The following is a 19,550-nucleotide window of genomic DNA, read 5'->3' as shown; positions in this document are numbered from 1 at the left end:
TTTTTCCTTCGCTGCGGCATTGGTGAGCTTGAGCCTGTGCGAGGTGCAAGGCGTCGCGTTCAGACCAAGTCTGGATGATCGGGCAAGAATCTCACAGGATCCTGCAATGCGCTCGAGTTTGCCATGGGCTAAATTTCGAGGGGTGGCGGCCGGGAATTTTTGGCTCGCCGACAAGACCAACACGCTTCACCCCAACGGAGATTCAAGATGATCCAGCTCACCGTGAACGGCAAGCCCCGGAAGGCGGATGTCGATCCCGACACCCCGCTGCTGTGGGCCCTGCGGGATTCCCTGCTCCTCACCGGCACCAAGTACAGCTGCGGCTCGGGCCTGTGTGGCGCGTGCACCGTGCATGTGGATGGCCAGCCGGTGCGCTCGTGCATCACGCCGGTGTCGGCGGTGGCCGGCAAGAAGGTCACGACGATCGAGGCGGTGGACGGCTCTCGCGTCGGCAAGGCGGTGCAGGAGGCCTGGCGCAAGCTCGACGTGGTGCAGTGCGGGTATTGCCAGTCGGGCCAGATCATGAGCGCCGTGGGCCTGCTGTCGAAGAACCGCCGGCCCAGCGACGCCGACATCGACGCTGCGATGGCGGGCAACCTGTGCCGCTGCGCCACCTATGTGCGCATCCGCGCTGCCATCCACGAAGCCGCCAAGGCGCTGGCGTAAGGAGATCCGCATGACGACCATCCAGAATCTCTCCCGCCGCGGCTTCCTGCAGGGCACCGCCGGTCTCACCCTCGGCCTCGCGCTGCCCGGCGTCAGCCTCGCCGCCAAGACGGGCGCCGCCGCCAGCTTCGAGCCGACGCCCTTTTTGCGTATCGGCGCCGACAACACCGTCACCGTGATCTCCAAGCACCTGGAAATGGGGCAGGGCACCTACACCGGCCTCGCCACCATCGTCGCCGAAGAGCTCGACGCGGCCTGGGCCCAGGTGAAGGTGGAGGGCGCGCCGGCCGACGCCAAGCGCTACAACAACCTGTTCTTCGGCGGCGCCCAGGGCACCGGCGGCAGCACCGCGATGGCCAACTCCTGGGGCCAGATGCGCCAGACCGGCGCCACCGCCCGGGCCATGCTGGTGTCCGCCGCCGCGAAGCGCTGGAAGGTGCCGGCCGCCGAGATCACGGTGGCCGAAGGCGTGCTGCACCACGCCGCCAGCGGCCGCAAGGCAACGTTTGGCGAGCTGGCCGAGGCGGCCTCCCTCGAAGCCGTGCCGACCAGTGTCACGCTGAAAGACCCGAAGGATTTCCGCCTTATCGGCAAGCGAGCGCCGCGCAAGGATAGCGCCGCCAAGACCGACGGCTCGGCGCAATTCACCCAGGACTTGCACCTGCCCGGCATGCTGGTGGCGGTGGTGGCCCATCCGCCGCGCTTTGGCGGCAAGGTGAAGGCCTTCGATGCGAGCAAGGCTAAGGCGGTCAAGGGCGTGGTGGATGTGGTGGCGGTCCCGGCTGGCGTGGCCGTGCTGGCCCGCGACACCTGGAGCGCCAGGAAGGGCCGCGATGCGCTCACCGTCGAGTGGGACGACAGCGCTGCCTTCAAGCTGGGCTCCGACGAGATCCTCGCCCGTTACCGCGAGCTCGCCGCCCAGCCCGGCCTGGTGGCCCGCAGCGAGGGCGACACGGCCGGCGCCTTTGCCGGCGCGGCCAAGGTGGTGTCGGCCAGCTACGACTTCCCCTACCTCGCCCACGCGGCGATGGAGCCGATGAACTGCGTAGTGCAGCGCACCGACGACGGCCTCGAGGTGTGGAACGGCGAGCAGTTCCAGACCGTCGACCAGGCTACCCTGGCGGCGATGTTCGGCCTGCCGCCCGAGAAGGTGAAGATCCACATGCTCTACGCCGGCGGCAGCTTCGGCCGGCGGGCGTGCACGCAGTCGGACTACCTGCGCGAGGCGGCCTCCATCGTCAAGGCCAGCGGCACCCGGGCGCCGGTCAAGCTGGTGTGGATGCGCGAGGACGACATGAAGGCGGGCTACTACCGGCCGCTGTTCCACCACCGCATCGAGGCCGCGCTGGACGCCGACGGCAGCATCCGCGCCTGGCGTCACCGGCTGGTGGGCCAGTCGATCATCGCCGGCTCGGCCTTCGAGCCGGTGATGGTGAAGAACGGCATCGACGCGGTGTCGGTGGAGGGCGCGGCGAACCTGCCCTACGCCATCCCCAACCTGCAGGTCGAGCTGCACACGCCCACCGACATCAAGGTGCCGGTGCTGTGGTGGCGCTCGGTGGGCTCGACCCACACGGCCTATTCCACCGAAACCTTCCTCGACCGGCTGGCGGCCGAAGCCGGGCAGGACCCGGTGGCGATGCGCCTCAAGCTGCTGGGCAAGCACCCGCGCCATGCGGCGGTGCTCAAGCTCGCGGCCGACAAGGCCGGCTGGGGCACGCCGCTGGCGGCGGGCAAACCCGGTGAGCGGCGCGGCCGCGGCGTGGCGGTGCATGAATCCTTCCACTCCTTCGTGGCCCAGGTAGCCGAGGTGACGGTGGCCGCCGACGGCAGCGTAAAGGTCGATCGCATCGTGTCGGCGGTGGATTGCGGCCTGGCGATCAACCCGGACAACGTGCGCGCCCAGGTGGAGGGCTCGGTGGGCTTTGCGCTGTCGGCGGCGCTGCACGGCGAGATCACCCTCAAGGACGGCGTGGTCGAGCAGGGCAACTTTGGCGACTACGCGCCGATCCGCATCAACGAGATGCCGAAGGTGGAGGTGCACATCGTGCAGTCTGCCGAGAACCCGACCGGCATCGGCGAGCCCGGCGTGCCGCCGGTGGCGCCGGCGGTGGCCAACGCGATCGCCGCGGCCACCGGAAAGTGGCTGACCCGTCTGCCCTTCCAGGCGGCGGCGCTGAAGGCCTGACGATGGGCACGTCAAGTTGCGCGGGCGGCGTCATTTTCCCGTCGATGCCGGCAGCCGGGAGCGGGGAGGCGGGCCATGCATAGCCAGGACATGCAGGTGCTCGCCGCCCTGCAAGGGTGGGCCGCGGAGGGGCACCGGGCCGCGCTGGTCACGGTGGCCCGCACCTGGGGCTCGGCGCCGCGCCCGGCAGGGGCCTGGATGGCCCTGCGGGACGACGGCCGGGTGCAGGGCTCGGTGTCGGGCGGCTGCATCGAGGACGATCTGGTCGCGCGCATGCAGGATGGCCGCATCGCCGGCAGCCAGCCCTTCGTGCTGACTTACGGGGTCACCCGGGACGAGGCGGCCCGCTTCGGGCTGCCCTGCGGCGGCACCCTCGAGCTGGTGGTGGAGCCGGCGCCCGACATGCGGCGCCTTGCCGATCTGGCCCGCCGCATCGAGGCCGGGCAGCTGGTGCGGCGGGAGGTGGACATCGCCTCGGGGGCCGTGACGATCGCCGACGCCTGCCGGGGCGAGGCGCCGGGGTGGGACGGGCAGCGCCTCGCCACCATCCATGGCCCGCGCTGGCGCCTCCTGATCATCGGCGCCGGGCAGATCGGCCGCTACCTGGCGACCATGGCCCAGGCGTTGGATTACGCGGTGAGCGTCTGCGACCCGCGGGAGGAATACGCCGCCGAGTGGGACGTGGCCGGCGCGCCGCTGCTGCCGGGCATGCCCGACGACGTGGTGACGGCGATGCTGCCCGACCCCCACACGGCGATCGTGGCCCTCACCCATGACCCCAAGCTCGACGACATGGCGCTCCTCGAGGCGCTCAAGTCGCCGGCCTTTTACGTGGGCGCGCTGGGCTCGCGGAGCAACAACGCGGCCCGCCGGGCGCGCCTGCTGGAGTACTTCGACCTCTCCGGCGCCGAGGTCGGCCGGCTCCACGGCCCGGTCGGCCTGCCCATCGGCAGCCGCACGCCGCCGGAGATCGCGGTGTCGATACTGGCCGAAATCACCGCGGTGAAGAATGGCGCGCTGCTGCCGCGGCCCGAATCCGCCGCGCCGGCCCGCGCCGGCTGCGGCCTGGGCTGAGGCATGGCGCGGATCGTCGGCCTGCTGCTGGCGGCGGGGCAGGGGCGGCGTTTCGGCGCCGACAAGCTGATGCAGGCGCTGGCGAACGGCACGCCGGTGGCCGTTGCCGCGGCCCGGGCGCTGAAGGCGGCCTGCGCCGACAGCATCGCCGTGCTGCGCCCCGAGCAGGATGCACTGGCGGTGCTGCTCGAAGCCGAGGGGCTCACGGTGGTGCGCTGCGCTGTGGCCCACAGCGGCATGGGCCACAGCCTGGCGGCCGGGGTGGCGGCGGGCGGCGATACGGATGGCTGGGTGGTGGCGCTGGCCGACATGCCGTGCATCGGCGTGCCGACCCTGCGAAGGGTGGCGGAGGCGATTGCCGGCGGCGCGGCCCTGGCGGCGCCCGTGCACGCCGGGCGGCGTGGGCATCCGGTGGGCTTCGCAGCCCGCTGGAAGGATGCCTTGCTGGCGCTCGAGGGGGACGAAGGCGCTCGCGCCATCCTCCGGCAGCACGCGGCGCTGCTGCAAACCCTTCAAACCGATGACCCGGGCGTGCTGCAGGACGTGGATACCCCCGCCGATCTGGCGGCGCTCAGGCTGCGCTCAAGCAGCGTTGGTGCGGCGTGAAGCAAACCGGCGGAAGACCCGCCAGGGCGGCCGATGTTGCGCCGGCCAATCGAACAAGGTCTGGCGGCCAGAACATGGAGCTGGCCAGATCGACATCAGCTGTCCTGGCCCGACAGGCTGCTAGCGCGGCCGGCCCAGCCAGCGGGCCAGGGTTGTAAACAGGCGCTCCGGTTCCACGGGTTTGGCGACGAAGTCGTTCATGCCCGCCGCGAGGCAGCGCTCCTTGTCTTCGTCGAAGGCGTTGGCGGTCATGGCGATGATGGGCGTGAGGCGGTGGGCCGGGAGTTCGCGGATCAGCCGGGTGGCTTCGAGCCCGCCCATCTCGGGCATCTGCATGTCCATCAGGATGAGGGCGTAGGCAGAGTTTGAGGCCTTGTCGAGGGCGATTCGGCCGTTGCCGGCGAGCTCGATTTCAAGCCCGGTTTCACTGAGCAGTTCGATGGCAACCTCCTGGTTCACCGGGTCGTCCTCGACCAGCAGGATGCGCTTGCCGGCGTGCAGGCTGTGGATCTGCGCCTCGGTGCTGGAGGTTTCCGCAGGTTTGTCCTCGGCCGGCGCGATGCCAACTTCGAGGCGCGCCGTGAACCAGAACCGGCTGCCCGCGCCCGGCGTGCTGTCGACGCCGGCATCGCCCCCCATCAGCCGGGCGAGCCGTTGGGTGATGGCCAGGCCGAGGCCGGTTCCACCGTACTTGCGGGTGGTCGAGGCATCGACCTGCCGGAAGGCCTGGAAGAGATCCTGCACCTGGCCGGGCTCGATGCCGATCCCGGTGTCCTCGACTTCGAAGCGCACCCGCACGTGCTCGCCCTCCCAGGCTTCCAGGCGGGTGCGCAGGGCGACCCGGCCGGTGGAGGTGAATTTCACCGCGTTGCTGGCGAAGTTGAGCAGGCCCTGGCGCAGGCGGGTCGGGTCGCCGATCAGATAGAGGGGCACCTCGTCGTAATCGACGCTCAGCTCCAGCCCCTTGGCTTCGGCCGCCTCGGCGATCAGGGAGCGCACGTAGTCGATGATCGAACCGAGGTGGAAGCCGGTGTGCTCGAGGACAAGCTTGCCGGCCTCGATCTTGGAGATGTCGAGAATGTCGTTGATGACCGCCAGCAGATGGTGGCCGGCGTCCTCGATCTTGTCGAGGCGGTCGACCTGTTCGGGCGGCAGGCTGCCGCGCCGGAGGCTGCGGGTGTAGCCGAGGATGGCATTCATCGGCGTCCGGATCTCGTGGCTCATGTTGGCCAGGAAGGAGCTCTTGGCCATGTTGGCGGCATCGGCGGCCTCCTTGGCGAGCTTCAGGGTGGCTTCGGTCTCGCGGATCAGGGTGATGTCGGTGAAGGTGGCAATGAACCCATCGCCGAGCAGCTGGCCACCGATGATCATGTTGCGCTTCTCGGCGCCCTTGCAGGTGACGCAGTACTCGAGGCCCTCGAGCCGGCCATCGCCCGCCGCTGCCCGGGCGATGGCGGCATCCCAGGTCTGGAGCACCTGCTGGCGGTAGTCGGGGTCGGGATAGGCCTGCAGCCACCACTCGGCTAGTGTCGGGATGTCCGCCGGGCGATAGCCGAAGAGTTCGATGAAGCGCTGGTTGATGGATTCGATCCGCTCGCCCTGGCAGTAAGCGAGCGCCACCGGGGCCGCCTCGAAGAGCGCCCGGAAGTGGCGGTTGCTGTCGGCGACGAGGGCGGCCTCCTTGGCGGCGAGGATCGCCTGCTCTGCCTCACGGCGCTCGGTGATGTCCCGCGACAGCACCAGCACCCGGGTCTCTCCGCCGCCGGTCTGCTTGCGGGTGGCGGAGAGCTCGAACCAGTGCTCGGCACCGTCTCCCAGGGACAGGCGCACCATGCGGCCGTAGTCGTGGCCGCGGGTGGCCGCCGCGTTTATGGCGTCGATGACGGTTTGCGCCGCCTGGCCCGGCATGACCTCCGTGAGGTGCTTGCCGATGAGCTTGGCGGGGGAGGCGACGAGGAGATCGTCCCGGCTGGCGAACACATTCACGTAGTGCCCGCCGGTGTCGAACTCGAACAGCATGTCGGGGATCGCCTGCAGGGTGGCGGCGAGGCTCTGCTCGGCCTCGCTGGTGGCGGCGTGGGCCTCGCGCAGCTCGGCCAGCGCGGCGTTGAGGGTCTGTGTCTTGTGGGCGACCTGCCGCCGCAGCGCCATGCTGAGGGCGGCCAGCAGCAGCGCGGCTCCAGCCGCCACCAGCAGGCCCCAGCCGATGTAGCGGCCGTAGACGCCGATGTCGAGCGGGGTGCCGAACCACTTCTTGCGTAGCGCAGCGTCCTCTTCCGGGAGGATGAGGCGCATGCCCTCCTCGACGCGCGTCAGGGTTGCGGTGTCGCCCTTGCGGGTGGCTCGCCGGAACTGGCCCTGGTAGAGCTCGAAGGCCTTGCGGAAGTCGCCCTGGGTGTGGGTCTTGTAGAAGTAGAAGTTGGCGGGGTACTCGTCGAGGCAGAACAGCTTGATCTCGTGACGCCCGGCTGCGGCCAGCAACGCGGTGTAGTTGGGGTACTCGACGATGGTCGTGATGCCATGGTTGGCCAGCTGGTGGATGCACGCGTCGCCCGACTGTACGCCGATCTGGAAGCCCTTGAGGGTGCTCACGCCGCTGATGCCGCCGATGGTGGTGTGGGTGTAGATGACCACCGGCAGATCGGCGTAGGGCGCGGAGAACTCGTAGAGGGGCTCGCGCTGGGGGGTGCGGTAGATCATGTCGATCAGGTCGGCGCGACCGTCGGCGATCATCCGCTGGGCCTCGGCCCAGTTGGTGGCGGTGAGGGTGACCGGTACGCCGGTCTTGCGCTCCCACAGGCGCCACAGGTCGACCAGATAACCCTCGACCTCCCCGTCGTCGTTGCGGAAAAGGTAGGGCGGGTAGTTGTCGTCGCCGACCACATGGAGGCTGCGCGGGGCCATCGGCCGGTGCGCGCCGGTGCCTTCGGCGTTGGCCACGGCCAGGCTGGCCGGCAACATGATCATGAGGCCAAGGGCGAGCCTCATGATCATCCGGCAGGTTACGGTGACTGACATTTTTTCCCCGGCCTGCCGGCCGCGTGTTTACTTGCACCCGGCGACAGGTTTCATGCACTTGGTAATGCGATCGATGGTATTGCAGCGGGCCCGGTTTGGGGTGGGCTTTTCAGGGAAAAACAAACGAAATTTTTGCTGCAGTGCGGAAGGCGCTTGCGGGCTGTTTTGGATGATCGGTAGAATGATTTGTGCGGCGCAGCATTGTTGCGCACCGATTTCTGTGTTGTTGAAAAGGAAGCTGAATCATGCCCCATACCCATGCACACTCGAAGGCCGAGGCTTGTCACGATGCGTTGGAGGCCTTCGAGCGCGAGCATCACCACGCGCCGGATACCCACGAGAAAGCGCGCCTCCTCTCGGAAACCGTCAAGGAATGGGAGCACGAGGAAGTCGCCGCGACCCACCCGAACCTCACGCAGGCCTGATCGGCCCCATCGCCGGCAGGTGTGGGCGTCGGCTCAAAGAAATGCGTTGAAGATCTTGCTCTTTCTGCCGAGTTCGTGAATAATAGCGGTCTTTCCACGGCAATCAGCAATTTTAGGTGCCGGGGAGAGTTCCTTGAAAGTAAGCAAGCGTTACGTTTCAAGGGCCGTGTCGGGGAATAGCTCAGCCTGGTAGAGCACTGCGTTCGGGACGCAGGGGCCGGAGGTTCGAATCCTCTTTCCCCGACCAAAAATTCTGCAAAAAGCCACTCCTCGAGTGGCTTTTTGTTTTTCGGCGCCGCAATTCAGCCCGAAAGCTCGCCCCCGGGCCAGCCGAAAATCCGCCCGCAGCGTTTCGCTCCTGGCCGCTCGCTGTGGCGGTGTTGCCGGCCCGTGAGCCCGCCCGCGATCGGGCAAACAATAAGACAGAAACACCCCCCAGGGAGTCATCACATGAATCTTCGCAAGGCCATCATGGCCACCAGCCTGGCTGCCCTTGGCTGGCCACTTGCCGCCTCGGCCACCAATGGCTACTTCGCCCACGGTTATGGCGTCCGGAGCATCGGTGTCGCCGGGGTTTCGATTGCCTTGCCCCAGGACGGGCTCGCGGCGGCGACCAACCCCGCCGGAACACTGTCGGTTGGAAACCGCCTCGACCTGGGTGTGCATCTCTTCCGGCCCGACCGGGGCGCGGCGATCCGGGGCAACGCCTATGGGGCAGATGGCGACTTTTCGGGCAACCAGACCCACAATTTCCTGATCCCGGAGCTGGGTTACGCCCGTCAGGCGTCGCCTGATCTGGCCTGGGGCGTGGCGGTGTATGGCAATGGCGGCATGAACACCGACTACGATCGCAACCCGTTTGCGGCCTTCGGGTCGCGGGGTAAGGCGGGTATCGACCTGCAGCAGCTCTTCGTCACGCCGTCGGTGGCCTTCCGGCCGGCCGTGGGGCATTCCGTCGGTGCGGCGCTGACCTTTGCGTACCAGCGCTTTGCCGCCACGGGCTTGAGCGCCTTCGAGGGCATGACGGCCAACCCGGGTTCGGTGAGCGATCGGGGCCATGACAGCTCCACCGGCTTGGGTGTCAAGCTGGGCTGGCTCGGCCAGGTTCTCCCCGATTTGCGGCTGGGGGCGAGCTGGTCGTCACGCATCGAGATGAGCGAGTTCGACCGCTACAAGGGCCTTTTTGAAGGCGGTGGCGGTTTCGACATCCCGGCGAGCTACGGCCTCGGCCTGGCCTGGCAGGCGAGCCCGGCGCTGACCCTGGCGGCGGACTGGCAGCGCATCGAATACAGCAGCGTCAAATCGGTCGGCAACCCGATCCAGCGCCTGTTTGCGGGCGGTGCGCTGGGCAGCGACGGCGGTGCCGGCTTTGGCTGGAACGACGTCTCGGTGGTGAAACTGGGCGCGGTGTATGCCTACGATGACCGCCTGACCCTGCGTGCCGGGGCGAGCCGTGTGCAGCAACCGGTGCCGGCGAGTCAGACCTTCTTCAACATTCTGGCGCCGGGCGTCGTGCGCAACCACTACAGCCTGGGCGGCAGCTTCAAGGTGGCGAGCGGTGGCGAGTGGAGCCTGGCTTACATGTATGCGCCGAAGGTCACGGTGTCGGGTTCCGGCTCGATTCCGGGCAGCTTCGGCGGCGGCGAGGCCACCCTTCACATGCGTGAGCAGATGCTCAGCGTCGGGTATTCCTGGGCCTTGTAAGGCTCGCCGGCTTGTGTGAAATGGCAGAGGCCGCTCCCGGGAGCGGCCTCTGAGCGCCCCCAGGGCCGAGCTTCGCCAAGCCCGCCCCCCGTGGGGGGGCAAGGAAACTTGGGGCGGCCCTCCGTTTCCTTGAGGATTTTCGGGCGTCGCAAGCGCGCCCGGCGGTTCAGGCCAAGGTGCCGGCCCGGTAGTCGTCGAGGGCCTGCTCGATCTCCTCCCGCGTGTTCATCACGAAGGGCCCGTACTGCACCACGGGCTCGCCCAGCGGCCGGGCGGTGATCAGCAGCACGCCGCAACCATCAGGGCCCGCTTCGAGCTCGACTCGTTCGCCGTCCGACAGCACGCCGGCCTGCCGGGCGGGCAGGGGGTGGGCGCTGTCGCCCGAGATGACCGACAGGCTGCCTGCGTAGGGGTACAGGAAGGCGGTATGACCGGCCTCGATCCGCTGGCTCACGCGGGCGCCGGCATCCAGCCGGAGGTCGAGGAACAGGGGCGCGGTGGACAGGCCCTGGATCGGGCCGGGGGTGGCCTGGCCGTCGCCGCCGTCGAAGGTGCCGGCGATCACCCGCACGCGTCCGCCGTCGATCTCCTGCTCGGGGATCTCCTCGGGCTGGATGTCGCGGTAGCTGGCGGGCTTCATCTTCTCGCGGGCCGGCAGGTTGATCCAGAACTGGAAGCCGTGCAGGCGGCCGCTCTGTTGCAGCGGCATCTCGGAGTGGATGATGCCGCGCCCGGCGGTCATCCACTGGGCACCGCCGCCGCGCAGGTGGCCGCTGTTGCCCAGGTGGTCCTGGTGCTGGAAATCGCCTTCCAGCATGTAGGTGACGGTCTCGAAGCCCCGGTGCGGGTGGGGCGGGAAGCCGGCGATGTAGTCGTCCGGGTTGTCCGAGGCGAACTCGTCGAGCATCAGGAAGGGGTCGAGGCGCAGCCCCTGGTTTTGTCCGAGGCTGCGCCGCAGCTTGACGCCGGCCCCGTCGGAGACGGGGATGGACGGGATGATTCGCGAGAGGCTGCGTGTCGTCATGATGGTCTCCGGGTTCAGGCGGTGAGGGCGGCGAGGGATTGGTGGGCCTGGGCGAGGGCGGCGTTCTTGCTCTCGTCGCCCATGTTGAGGCCCTCGGCGTAGATGAACTCCAGGTCGGTGATGCCGATGAAGCCGAGGAAGTCGCGCACGTAGGCGGTCTGGCTGTCCTGGGGGGTGCCGGCATAAACGCCGCCGCGGGTGGCCAGCACATAAACCTTCTTGCCGGTGATCAGGCCTTCCGGGCCGTTGGCGGTGTAGCGGAAGGTGACGCCGGCCCGGGCGATGTGGTCGAAGTAGGCCTTCAGCTGGGACGGGATGCCGAAGTTGTACATCGGCAGGCCGATCACGACGGCGTCGGCGGCACGCAGCTCGGCGATCAGGGCGTCGGAGAAATCGACCACCGCCTGTTGTTCGGCGCTGCGTTCTTCGGGCTTGGCAAGAAAGGCCATGAAGCGGGCGCCGTCCAGGTGGGGCACCGGGTTGGCGGCCAGGTCGCGCTCGACGACACGGCTGCCCGGGTGGCTGGCCTGCCAGGCGGCGGCAAAACGTTCGGTGAGCTGGCTGGACTGGCCGTTGGCGGAGAACAGGCTGGCGTTGATCTTGAGAAGGGTGTTCATTTCAGGCTCCGTGTCGGGTTGGGATGGCTGTATTAAACAATTTGCCCGAGAGATAAAAAAGCGCAAAATTCAGCTCGAATCTATCTAATAAGCTGATATGAATCTGATTTCACGGTCGGCGCCCCACATCTCCCTCGAGCAATGGCGCTCGCTCGTCGCGGTGGTCGAGGCCGGCGGCTACGCCCAGGCTGCCGAGGCCCTGCACAAGAGCCAGTCGGCGGTGAGCTACGCAGTGCAGAAGATCGAGGCCCAGCTTGGCCTGCGTGCCTTCGAGATCCACGGCCGCAAGGCGGTGCTCACGCCGACGGGGCACATGCTCTACCGGCGGGCGCTGGCGCTGCTCGGCGAGGCCGGCGACCTGGAGCAGGCGGCGCGCAAGCTGTCGGCCGGCTGGGAGGCCGAGATCGGGCTGGCGGTCGAGGTGCTGTACCCGCCGGACAGGCTGCTTGCCGCGCTGGCCCGGTTCGGCGCCGAGGCGCCTCGCACCCGCATCGAGGTGATCGAGTCGGTGCTGGGCGGCGCCGCCGAGGCCCTGCTCGGCGGGCAGGCCGACATCGCGGTGACGCCCACCATTCCGCCGGGCTTCCTCGGTCGGCCACTAATGAACGTGCGCCTGATCGCGGTGGCAAGCCCCGATCATCCGCTGCATCGTTTGGGGCGCCCGTTGCACGAGATCGATCTCCGCGCCCATCGCCACCTGCCGGTGCGGGCGACCAGTGCCCGCCGCGATCGGCGCACCACCACGGTCGAGGTCGAGCAGCGGTGGACCTTCAGCAGCATGGGGATGTCCATCGCGGCGGCCTGTGGCGGGCATGGCTTTGCGTGGTATCCGGAAGCACACATCCGCGGCGAACTCGCCGCCGGCCGGCTGAAGCCCTTGCCCCTCGGGGGCGCCGAGGAGCGTTTTGTGGAGCTCTACTGCGTCGTTGCCGATCCGGACGGTGCCGGGCCGGGGGTGAGGCGGCTGGAGGAGATTCTGGTGGAGGAGGGGGTGCCTTGATATGCCGCTGGCAGGCTTTGAAGGGTTTGTTTCCGCGCTGAATGAAACCCTGTTCCGTCAGGCGTGACGCGGCTTTGGGAGCTGAGAGGGGGTCGCGTAAAGCTGCGGTTGGTGCGGTGGTTTCCTGCTAAAATCCGGGCGGCCGCCGGCACCAGTGTGCTTTGTTGTGTGGTGGTTTTTGAATTGGTTTGCCGACCCCGAGATTTCCGACATCGCACATGATTCAAAAAATTGAAAACTTCGTGATTGTGGGGCGCACCAGTGACGGGCGGACTTTCCGGCCGAGCGACTGGGCGGATCGTCTATGCGGGATCATGTCGGTGTTCGGGGCCGATCACCGGATGACCTATTCGCCCTATGTCCGCCCGGCCTGTAACCTGCGCGGCGACAAGACGGTTCTGGTGGATGGCAAGATCCACGACATCGAACCCCTGGCTTACAACTTCCTCAGAAATTTCGCGAAGGACAACGATCTTCAGGTGGAAGTGCTGCCTGACGATTATTTCTTCTGATCTACGTCGGCCTCAGGCACGCTACTTGTAGCGGCAACCTCTAGAGGCGAGCTTGCTCGCCCGCGGAGGTGAAACAAGGATTGCACGCTGGCCAAGCACGCATTGTGCGAGCAAGCCCGCAGCTGCTGAGCGCCCCATGGCCAGGCTAAGCCCAACCCGCCCCCCATGGGGGCAAGGACGTTTGGAGCGAGCCTGCGTTTTCTTGAGAGAAACCCGCGGCATCCGCCCGTTGCCCCACAAAAAAGCCTTCCGACGCGTAGCCGGAAGGCTTTTTTGCATCTTCAGACCAGCACTTCGAGCAGGTCCGGCTGGGAGAGGAAGCCGCGCGGGCTGGCCGTCGCGCCATAGGCGCCAGACTGGAAGATCACCACCAGGTCGCCCGGCTCGGCGTGGGCCAGGTTCATCTTGTCGGCCAGGAGGTCGAGGGGCGTGCACAGCGGGCCGACCACCGACACGGATTCGGCCGCCGGTTGGTCCATGCGGTTGCCGATGGTCACCGGGTAGTTCTTGCGGATCACCTGCCCGAAGTTGCCGGACGCCGACAGGTGGTGATGCAGCCCGCCGTCGACGACCAGAAAGACATGGCCGCGGGAGACCTTGCGGTCGAGCACCTTGGTGACGTAGATGCCGGCTTCGCCCACCAGGTAGCGGCCCAGTTCGATGACGATCTGGGCGTGCGGCATTTTTTCGCCGGCTTCGGCGGCGATGGCGGCGAGGTTGGCGCCGATGCTCGACAGGTCGAGGTGCTGTTCACCGGGGAAATAGGGGATCCCGAAGCCGCCGCCCAGGTTGAGGAACTTCACCGGGGCGGGGGCGCTTTCGGCGAGGCGCAAGGCCAGCTCGAAGCACTTGCGTTGGGCCTCGACGATGGCCTCGGGGCGCAGGTTCTGGGAGCCGGCGAAGAGGTGGAAGCCCTCGAAGGCGAGGCCGGCCTTGCCGATCTCGGCCAGCAGCTCGGGCACCTGTTCGGCATCGACGCCGAACTGCTTGGGCCCGCCGCCCATCTTCATGCCCGAACCCTTGAGTTCGAAGTCGGGATTGACCCGCACCGCAACCCGCGCCGGCAGGCCGGTGGCCTGGCGGATGGCGGCGAGCTCGGCCACCTCGCGGAAGGACTCGATGTTGATCAGGATGCCGGCGGCGACGGCCTGGCGGAGCTCGGCGTGGCGTTTGCCGGGGCCGGCGAAGCTGATCTCGTGGGGGTCGGCGCCGCTGTCGAGGGCGACCCGCAGCTCGCCGCCGGAGGCCACGTCGATGCCATCGACGAGGCGCGCCATGTGGCTGACGACGGCCGGCATCGGGTTGGCCTTCATCGCGTAGTGGAGCTTGATGCTTGCCGGCAGGGCCGCCCGCAGCTCGGCCACGCGGCGGGTCAGGAGCTCGCGGTCGTAGGCGTAGAAGGGGGTCTGGCCGACCCGGTCGACCAGGCGCTCGAGGGGGATGCCGCCGACCAGCAGCTCGCGGCCGGCGCTCGGGAACTGGTCCATGGGCGTATGGGCAGGCTTTTCGCGGGTGTTCATGTTCATGGCGCCACCTTGTGGGTCTGCTCGAATTCGGTGGACAGGGTCTTGCGGTCGATCTTGCCGTTGGGGTTGCGGGGCAGCGGGCCGTCGCGCAGCTCGATGACGCTCGGCACCATGTAGGCCGGCATGCGCTGCTTGCATTCGGCCAGCAGGGTTGCGGTGTCGAGGGTGTGGCCCTCGCGGGGGGTGGCGATCACGCAGATGGCCTGGCCGAGGCTGGCGTGGGCCACGCCAAAAGCCACGCATTCGCCGACCAGCTGGGTGGCGTAGAGTATCTCCTCGACCTCGGTCGGGCTGACCCGGTAGCCGGAGGTCTTCATCATCTCGTCGCGGCGCCCGATGAAATACAGGTAGCCCTCTTCGTCGCGGCGCACGGTGTCGCCCGAGAACACGGCGATCTCGGGCAGCACCAGGCCGGGCTGGCGGCCCGGGGCGCTGTCGGGGAGCGGCTTGAAGCGTTCGGCGGTTTTCTCGGGGTCGTTCCAGTAGCCCATCGCCACGTGGGCGCCGCGCTGGACCAGTTCGCCCGGCTCGTTGGCGCTGCACTCGGTGCCGTCCTCACGGAGCACCAGCACCTCGGCATTGGGGATCGCCTTGCCGATGGAGTCAGGGCGGACGTCGGCCTGCTCGGGGGGCAGGTAGGTGGCGCGGAAGGCCTCGGTGAGGCCGTACATCAGGAAGGGCTTGGTGCGCGGCAGCTGGGCGCGCAGGGCCTTGAGGGTTTCGAGCGGCATGCGCCCGCCGGTGTTGGCGAAGTAACGCAGGTGCTCGGTGACTGTTTCGGGCCAGTTGAGCTGGGCGAGCTGGATGTAGAGCGGCGGCACCGCGGTGAGGCCGGTGACCTTCTCGCGCACGACAGCCTTCAGCACGTCCTGGGGCAGCAGGTAGTTGATCAGCACGACCCGCGCGCCGCTGTGGAAGGCGGTGGTGAGCTGCGAGAAGCCGGCATCGAAGGACAGCGGCAGGGCGGCCAGCAGGGTGTCGTCGGGGTTGTTGCCCAGGTAGCTGGCGACGCTTTTGGCGCCGGCAACCATGTTGCGGTGGGACAGCACCACGCCCTTGGGCCGGCCCGTGCTGCCGGACGTGTACAGGATGGCCAGCATGTCGTTGTCGATGACCCGGTGGCCGGCCCGCGGCGGGGCGGCGAGCAGGTCGGCCCACTGGCTGAGGCCGGTGGCGGGCAGATCGACGGGCTTGGTGAGCGGGCCGGTGAGGACCACTTGGCGCAGGTCGTGACAGTGGGCCAGGGTCTCGGCGAGCAGGGGCAGGCGCTCGGGCGAGGTGATCAGCACCCGGGCGTTGCAGTCGCGCAGGATGTGGCCGACCTGCTCGGGCTTCAGGATGGGGTTAACCGGCACGAACACACCGCCCGCCCGCGCCGCGGCAAAGCTGGCGACAACGGTTTCGGCGCGTTTGTCGAGGAAGATGCCGACCCGCTCGCCACGGTCCAGCCCCAGGCCGATCAGGCCCGAGGCGATGCCGGCGACCTGGTCGTCCAGCTCCCGGTAGCTGAGGCTTGTCTTGCCGGCGGTGAGGGCCGGTGCGTCGGGGGCGCGCTCGGCCGAGGCCGTGATGAGTTGATGGAGGAGCGTGGTGTTGAGCATGGGTCGGGAATGTAGAAGTTGTGTCAACGGGCAGGCTGCAGCTTTGATACGCATGCTGGATGCGAGTTTAGCGCAGCCTGCCGCCCGCCACGCAGCAGGTCGGTGCTAAAGACTGCGGCGGGTCGGAGAAATTTGTGTCCGGGCGAGACCTTCGTCACCGATGGGGGGCTCGGCGGGAGTAAGCTTGAGCCTGACGCGCTACCGGGCCGGGGCCCCATGGGCAGCCTGCTCCGGTGCTGCTGCCAAGCTCGGCGGCACTCGGCGCTTTGTGCATATCGGGGTTTCGATCGTCGTCTTGTAGCTTATAATATTGTAGTGTTTCTGTTTGCGTTGCGCGCCTCCGATACCCGGCCGCAGTCATGACGCAGGGCTTTGTCTGCCCTTACCAACTGGAGTGAGTTTTGGATACGAAGAAGGAAGTGCTGTCGATTCTCGACGAGGTTCTGAATCTTGGTGGAGCATCGGCCCAGTTTGATCTCGACACCCAACTGCTGGGCGCGCTGCCGGATCTCGATTCGATGGCCGTGGTGGGTTTGATCAACTTGCTCGAGGAGCGTTTTGAGTTCGTCGTCGAGGATGACGAGATCGATGGCTCGACCTTCGCCTCGGTTGGCTCGCTGGTCGATTTCGTCAACGCCAAGCTGGGCTGAACCATCTGTCGCGATGAGCCAGGGGTGGGGTTCCTCCATCCCGGTGGTTCATTGTGTTTGAGATATTTTTCTGGTGGTGGAGACGTCTGACATCTCCCGTCGCCGGATGCACAAAGCCGGGCGTCTGAGCCCGGCTTTGTCTTTTTTGTCTTCTGGCGGCCCTGCTGCGGGCTGCGTCGGCAGCCCTGAGGGCGACTCGTTGCGCTCAGCTTGTCACGCCGTGCTGCAGGCGCTTGAGCTCCGGCACGCAGGAGCCGCAGTTGGTGCCGCACTTGGTGCGGGTCTGCAGGGCGTCGAGGGTTTCGCCGCCCCGGAAGGCTGCCAGAATGTCGTCTTCGGCCACGTCGAAGCAGTTGCAGATGACCTTGCCCCGAGCCGCCTGTCCGGCCGGCGGCTGGGTTAGCGGGGCGAGCAGCCAGGTTCGCACTGCGGCGGCGGAATGCCCTTGCACCATCATGTCGGCCAGCCATTCGGCGGCCTTGGTCTCGCCGGCGAGGCGCACCGCGGCGAGGGAATCGCCTTCGACCAGCGCACGCTTGGCCACGCTCTTGCGGCTGTCCTGGTAGGACAGCACGCGGGTGGGGTCGTCCAGCGAGAGCTCGCGGTCGAGGGCTTCGAGGAGGGCCGGCGCGAGATCGTCGCCGCGGGCCTTCAACACCACCACCGGCGCCGCGCGCCCGGCCAGGGTCAGGCTGGCATACGGAAAGTGCGGCAGCCAGTGGCGGAGTCGCTGCATCAGCTCGAGGGGGTTGGGGTGCAGCCGGCCGTCGGTGCCGACCTCGCTGCGGCGCATCGCCACCAGGGCCTTGCCGTCGGTGTATTTCTCAACCTGCACGGCGGCGTGCTTGAGCTCGGGCTGCTTCGAATAAGGGTCGAAATCGGCTGGCAGCAGCACGTTGATGCCCAGCCCGCCGGTGGCGTTGGCGCCCCAGTGCATCGGTACAAAACATTGGCCGGCGCGCAGGGTGGCCGATTCGAGCACCTTCAGCATCACGTCGCCGCGGCGGCTCTTCACCTTGACCAGGTCGCCATCGGCCAGCTGCCGCCGCGCCATGTCGTCCTTGTGCATGTGCAGCATGGGTTCTGACTCGTGGCTGTAGAGGCGGGCCACCAGGCCGGTGCGGCTCATGCCGTGCCACTGGTCGCGCAGGCGGCCGCTGTTGAGGTGCAGCGGGAAGCGCGCGCTGGGCGATTCGGCAGTGATGCGGTGCTCGGTGGCCACAAAGCGGGCGCGACCGCCGGGGGTCGGAAACACCCCGTCTTCATACAGCCGGACCTTGCCCGCGCTGGCGCCTTCGGGGAAGGGCCATTGCTGGGGGCCGGCGGTTTCGAGCAGGGCGTAGCTGAGGCCGGTGATGTCGAGGTCGCGCCCGCGGGTGGATTCCCGGTGCTCGTTCCAGATTTCCTCGGGGCTGGCGTAGGGGAACATCCGCGCGGCGAGCTCGGCCTCGCCGAGGCGGGCGCCCAGCCGCCGGGCGAAATCCACCACGATCGCCCAATCGTGGCGGGCTTCACCCGGCGCGGGCACGGCGGCTCGGACGCGGCTGATGGCGCGCTCCGAGTTGGTGACAGTGCCGTCCTTCTCGCCCCAGGTGGTGGCGGGCAGAAGCAGGTCGGCGTAGGCGCAGGTTTCGGTGTGGCCGAAGGCTTCCTGCACGATGACGAATTCGGCGGCCTGCAGGGCCTCGTGGACCAGGGCCTGGTCCGGCAGCGACTGGGCCGGGTTGGTGCAGGCGATCCACACCGCCTTCACCTCGCCCGACTTGAGGGCCCGGAACAGTTCGACAGCGCTCTTGCCCGGGGTGGCGGGCACGTCCGGAACGCCCCACAGGGCGGCGACTTCGGCGCGGTGAGCGGGGTTGGCCATGTCGCGGTGGGCCGACAGCAGGTTGGCGAGGCCGCCCACCTCGCGGCCGCCCATGGCGTTGGGCTGGCCGGTGAGCGAAAAGGGGCCGGCGCCCGGGCGGCCGATCTGGCCGGTGGCCAGGTGCAGGTTGATCAGCGCCGAGTTGTTGTGGGTGCCGAAGCTGTACTGGTTGAGCCCCTGGCAGTACATCGACAGCGTTGCCGGCGAAGTGGCGAAGATCTGCGCGGCCTCCTCGATGGCCTTGCGGTCGAGGCCGCAGATGCTGCCGGCCATCGCCGGGGTGTATTCGCGGACGATCTTCTTGAGGGCGTCGAAGCCCTCGGTGTGAGCCTCGATGTAGCCACGGTCGACCCAGCCTTCCCACAGCATCACGTGGAGCATGGCGTTGTAGAGGGCGATGTCGGTGCCGGGCAGCAGGGCCAGGTGCAGGTCGGCGGCCTCGGCGGTGTCGGTGCGGCGGGGGTCGATGACCACCAGCTTCATGTCGGGCCTGGCCTTGCGGGCCTCTTCGACGCGGCGGAAGGCGATGGGGTGGGCGAAGGCGGTGTTGCTGCCGGTGATGAAGAGGGCGCTGGTGTGGGCGATGTCCGCGTAGCTGCAGGGCGGCGCGTCGGCGCCCAGGCTCAGCTTGTAGCCCGCCACCGCGCTCGACATGCAGAGGCGCGAGTTGGTGTCGAGGTTGTTGGTGCCGATGAGGCCCTTCACCAGCTTGTTGAAGACGTAGTAGTCCTCGGTGAGGAGCTGGCCGGCGCCATACACGGCCACCGCGTCGGGGCCGTGTTCGGCGATGATCGCCGCAAAGCGCTCGGCGGCGGTGTCGAGGGCGGTGTCCCAGCCCACGCGCTGGCGGGCTTCGCCGCGGCCGCTGCGCAGCTCGGGGTGGAGGGCGCGGGCGGCCAGGGTTTCCGGGGCGGCCGAGAGGTGCAGCGTGGCGCCCTTGGTGCAGAGCCGGCCGAAGTTGGCCGGGTGCTGCGGGTCGCCCCTTACGCCGGTGATGTGCCCGGCTTCGTGTTCGATGATCACACCGCAGCCGACGCCGCAGTAACAACAGGTGGATTTGGTTTCTGTCATG

15 protein-coding genes and 1 tRNA gene are annotated in these 19,550 nt (G+C 68.1%); 10 read left to right on the top strand and 6 right to left on the bottom strand.

Annotation, left to right across the window (positions count from 1 at the left end; translation table 11 throughout):
• The first annotated feature begins 207 nt into the window (after nt 1-207).
• The 4 genes from ZRA01_RS01905 to ZRA01_RS01890 all read left to right on the top strand — a co-directional run bounded on the left by ZRA01_RS01905 (nt 208) and on the right by ZRA01_RS01890 (nt 4,534).
• Nucleotides 208-666 (top strand): (2Fe-2S)-binding protein, encoded by a 459-nt coding sequence (locus ZRA01_RS01905; RefSeq protein WP_141349060.1) that lies wholly within the window; start codon nt 208-210, stop codon nt 664-666.
• A gap of 10 nt (nt 667-676) precedes the next feature.
• Nucleotides 677-2,854 carry a xanthine dehydrogenase family protein molybdopterin-binding subunit gene (locus ZRA01_RS01900; protein ID WP_141349059.1) on the top strand — a complete coding sequence of 726 codons (2,178 nt, stop codon included), beginning with the start codon at nt 677-679 and terminating at the stop codon, nt 2,852-2,854.
• A gap of 75 nt (nt 2,855-2,929) precedes the next feature.
• The gene (locus ZRA01_RS01895) at nt 2,930-3,928 is read left to right on the top strand and encodes an XdhC family protein (protein WP_141349058.1); all 999 of its coding nucleotides are present in this window, start codon (nt 2,930-2,932) and stop codon (nt 3,926-3,928) included.
• A gap of 3 nt (nt 3,929-3,931) precedes the next feature.
• Nucleotides 3,932-4,534, top strand: coding sequence for a nucleotidyltransferase family protein (locus tag ZRA01_RS01890; RefSeq protein ID WP_141349057.1), 603 nt, complete (start codon nt 3,932-3,934; stop codon nt 4,532-4,534).
• 120 nt (nt 4,535-4,654) lie between these two features.
• Here the strand turns inward: ZRA01_RS01890 and ZRA01_RS01885 are convergent, their stop codons facing one another.
• Complete coding sequence (locus tag ZRA01_RS01885) at nt 4,655-7,522, bottom strand: response regulator (protein WP_170182868.1); 2,868 nt, start codon at nt 7,520-7,522, stop codon at nt 4,655-4,657.
• Between the two features lie 275 nt (nt 7,523-7,797).
• On the opposite strand from ZRA01_RS01885, the gene ZRA01_RS01880 reads away from it, so the two are divergent.
• From ZRA01_RS01880 to ZRA01_RS01870, 3 genes are all read left to right on the top strand, one after another.
• The gene (locus ZRA01_RS01880) at nt 7,798-7,977 is read left to right on the top strand and encodes a hypothetical protein (RefSeq protein WP_141349055.1); all 180 of its coding nucleotides are present in this window, start codon (nt 7,798-7,800) and stop codon (nt 7,975-7,977) included.
• 170 nt (nt 7,978-8,147) lie between these two features.
• A tRNA-Pro gene (locus ZRA01_RS01875) sits at nt 8,148-8,224 on the top strand.
• 203 nt (nt 8,225-8,427) lie between these two features.
• Nucleotides 8,428-9,681: an OmpP1/FadL family transporter gene (locus ZRA01_RS01870; protein ID WP_218028631.1), complete on the top strand. Its 1,254-nt coding sequence runs from the start codon at nt 8,428-8,430 to the stop codon at nt 9,679-9,681.
• 166 nt (nt 9,682-9,847) lie between these two features.
• Here ZRA01_RS01870 and ZRA01_RS01865 read toward each other — a convergent pair whose 3' ends face one another.
• On the bottom strand, nt 9,848-10,705 hold the full coding sequence (locus ZRA01_RS01865; RefSeq protein WP_141349054.1) for a pirin family protein: 858 nt from the start codon (nt 10,703-10,705) through the stop codon (nt 9,848-9,850).
• A 14-nt stretch (nt 10,706-10,719) separates the two neighbouring features.
• Nucleotides 10,720-11,322, bottom strand: a complete 603-nt coding sequence (locus ZRA01_RS01860; RefSeq protein WP_141349053.1) for an FMN-dependent NADH-azoreductase — start codon at nt 11,320-11,322, stop codon at nt 10,720-10,722.
• 97 nt (nt 11,323-11,419) lie between these two features.
• Between ZRA01_RS01860 and ZRA01_RS01855 the strand changes: the two genes are divergently transcribed.
• Together ZRA01_RS01855 and ZRA01_RS01850 are read left to right on the top strand one after the other, a co-directional pair.
• Nucleotides 11,420-12,322: a LysR family transcriptional regulator gene (locus ZRA01_RS01855; protein WP_141349052.1), complete on the top strand. Its 903-nt coding sequence runs from the start codon at nt 11,420-11,422 to the stop codon at nt 12,320-12,322.
• A 218-nt stretch (nt 12,323-12,540) separates the two neighbouring features.
• Nucleotides 12,541-12,834 (top strand): DUF3579 domain-containing protein, encoded by a 294-nt coding sequence (locus ZRA01_RS01850; RefSeq protein WP_141349051.1) that lies wholly within the window; start codon nt 12,541-12,543, stop codon nt 12,832-12,834.
• A 281-nt stretch (nt 12,835-13,115) separates the two neighbouring features.
• On the opposite strand, the gene ZRA01_RS01845 is transcribed toward ZRA01_RS01850, so the two are convergent.
• On the bottom strand, nt 13,116-14,360 hold the full coding sequence (locus ZRA01_RS01845) for a pyridoxal-dependent decarboxylase, exosortase A system-associated (RefSeq protein WP_141349050.1): 1,245 nt from the start codon (nt 14,358-14,360) through the stop codon (nt 13,116-13,118).
• The gene (locus tag ZRA01_RS01840; RefSeq protein WP_141349049.1) at nt 14,357-15,961 is read right to left on the bottom strand and encodes an acyl-CoA ligase (AMP-forming), exosortase A system-associated; all 1,605 of its coding nucleotides are present in this window, start codon (nt 15,959-15,961) and stop codon (nt 14,357-14,359) included. The genes ZRA01_RS01845 and ZRA01_RS01840 overlap by 4 nt, the downstream gene beginning before the upstream one ends.
• 401 nt (nt 15,962-16,362) lie before the next feature.
• Here ZRA01_RS01840 and ZRA01_RS01835 point away from each other — a divergent pair, with 401 nt between their 5' ends.
• Nucleotides 16,363-16,611 (top strand): acyl carrier protein, encoded by a 249-nt coding sequence (locus tag ZRA01_RS01835; protein ID WP_141349048.1) that lies wholly within the window; start codon nt 16,363-16,365, stop codon nt 16,609-16,611.
• A gap of 205 nt (nt 16,612-16,816) precedes the next feature.
• Here the strand turns inward: ZRA01_RS01835 and ZRA01_RS01830 are convergent, their stop codons facing one another.
• Entirely contained in the window at nt 16,817-19,549 is a 2,733-nt protein-coding gene (locus tag ZRA01_RS01830; RefSeq protein WP_141349047.1) for a nitrate reductase, read from the bottom strand.
• Nucleotide 19,550: the final 1 nt, after the last annotated feature.

This window comes from Zoogloea ramigera (assembly GCF_006539865.1).
GTDB lineage: Bacteria > Pseudomonadota > Gammaproteobacteria > Burkholderiales > Rhodocyclaceae > Zoogloea > Zoogloea ramigera.
Note: the sequence above shows the minus strand (reverse complement) of the source record. Positions and strands in the feature narration are given on the sequence as shown.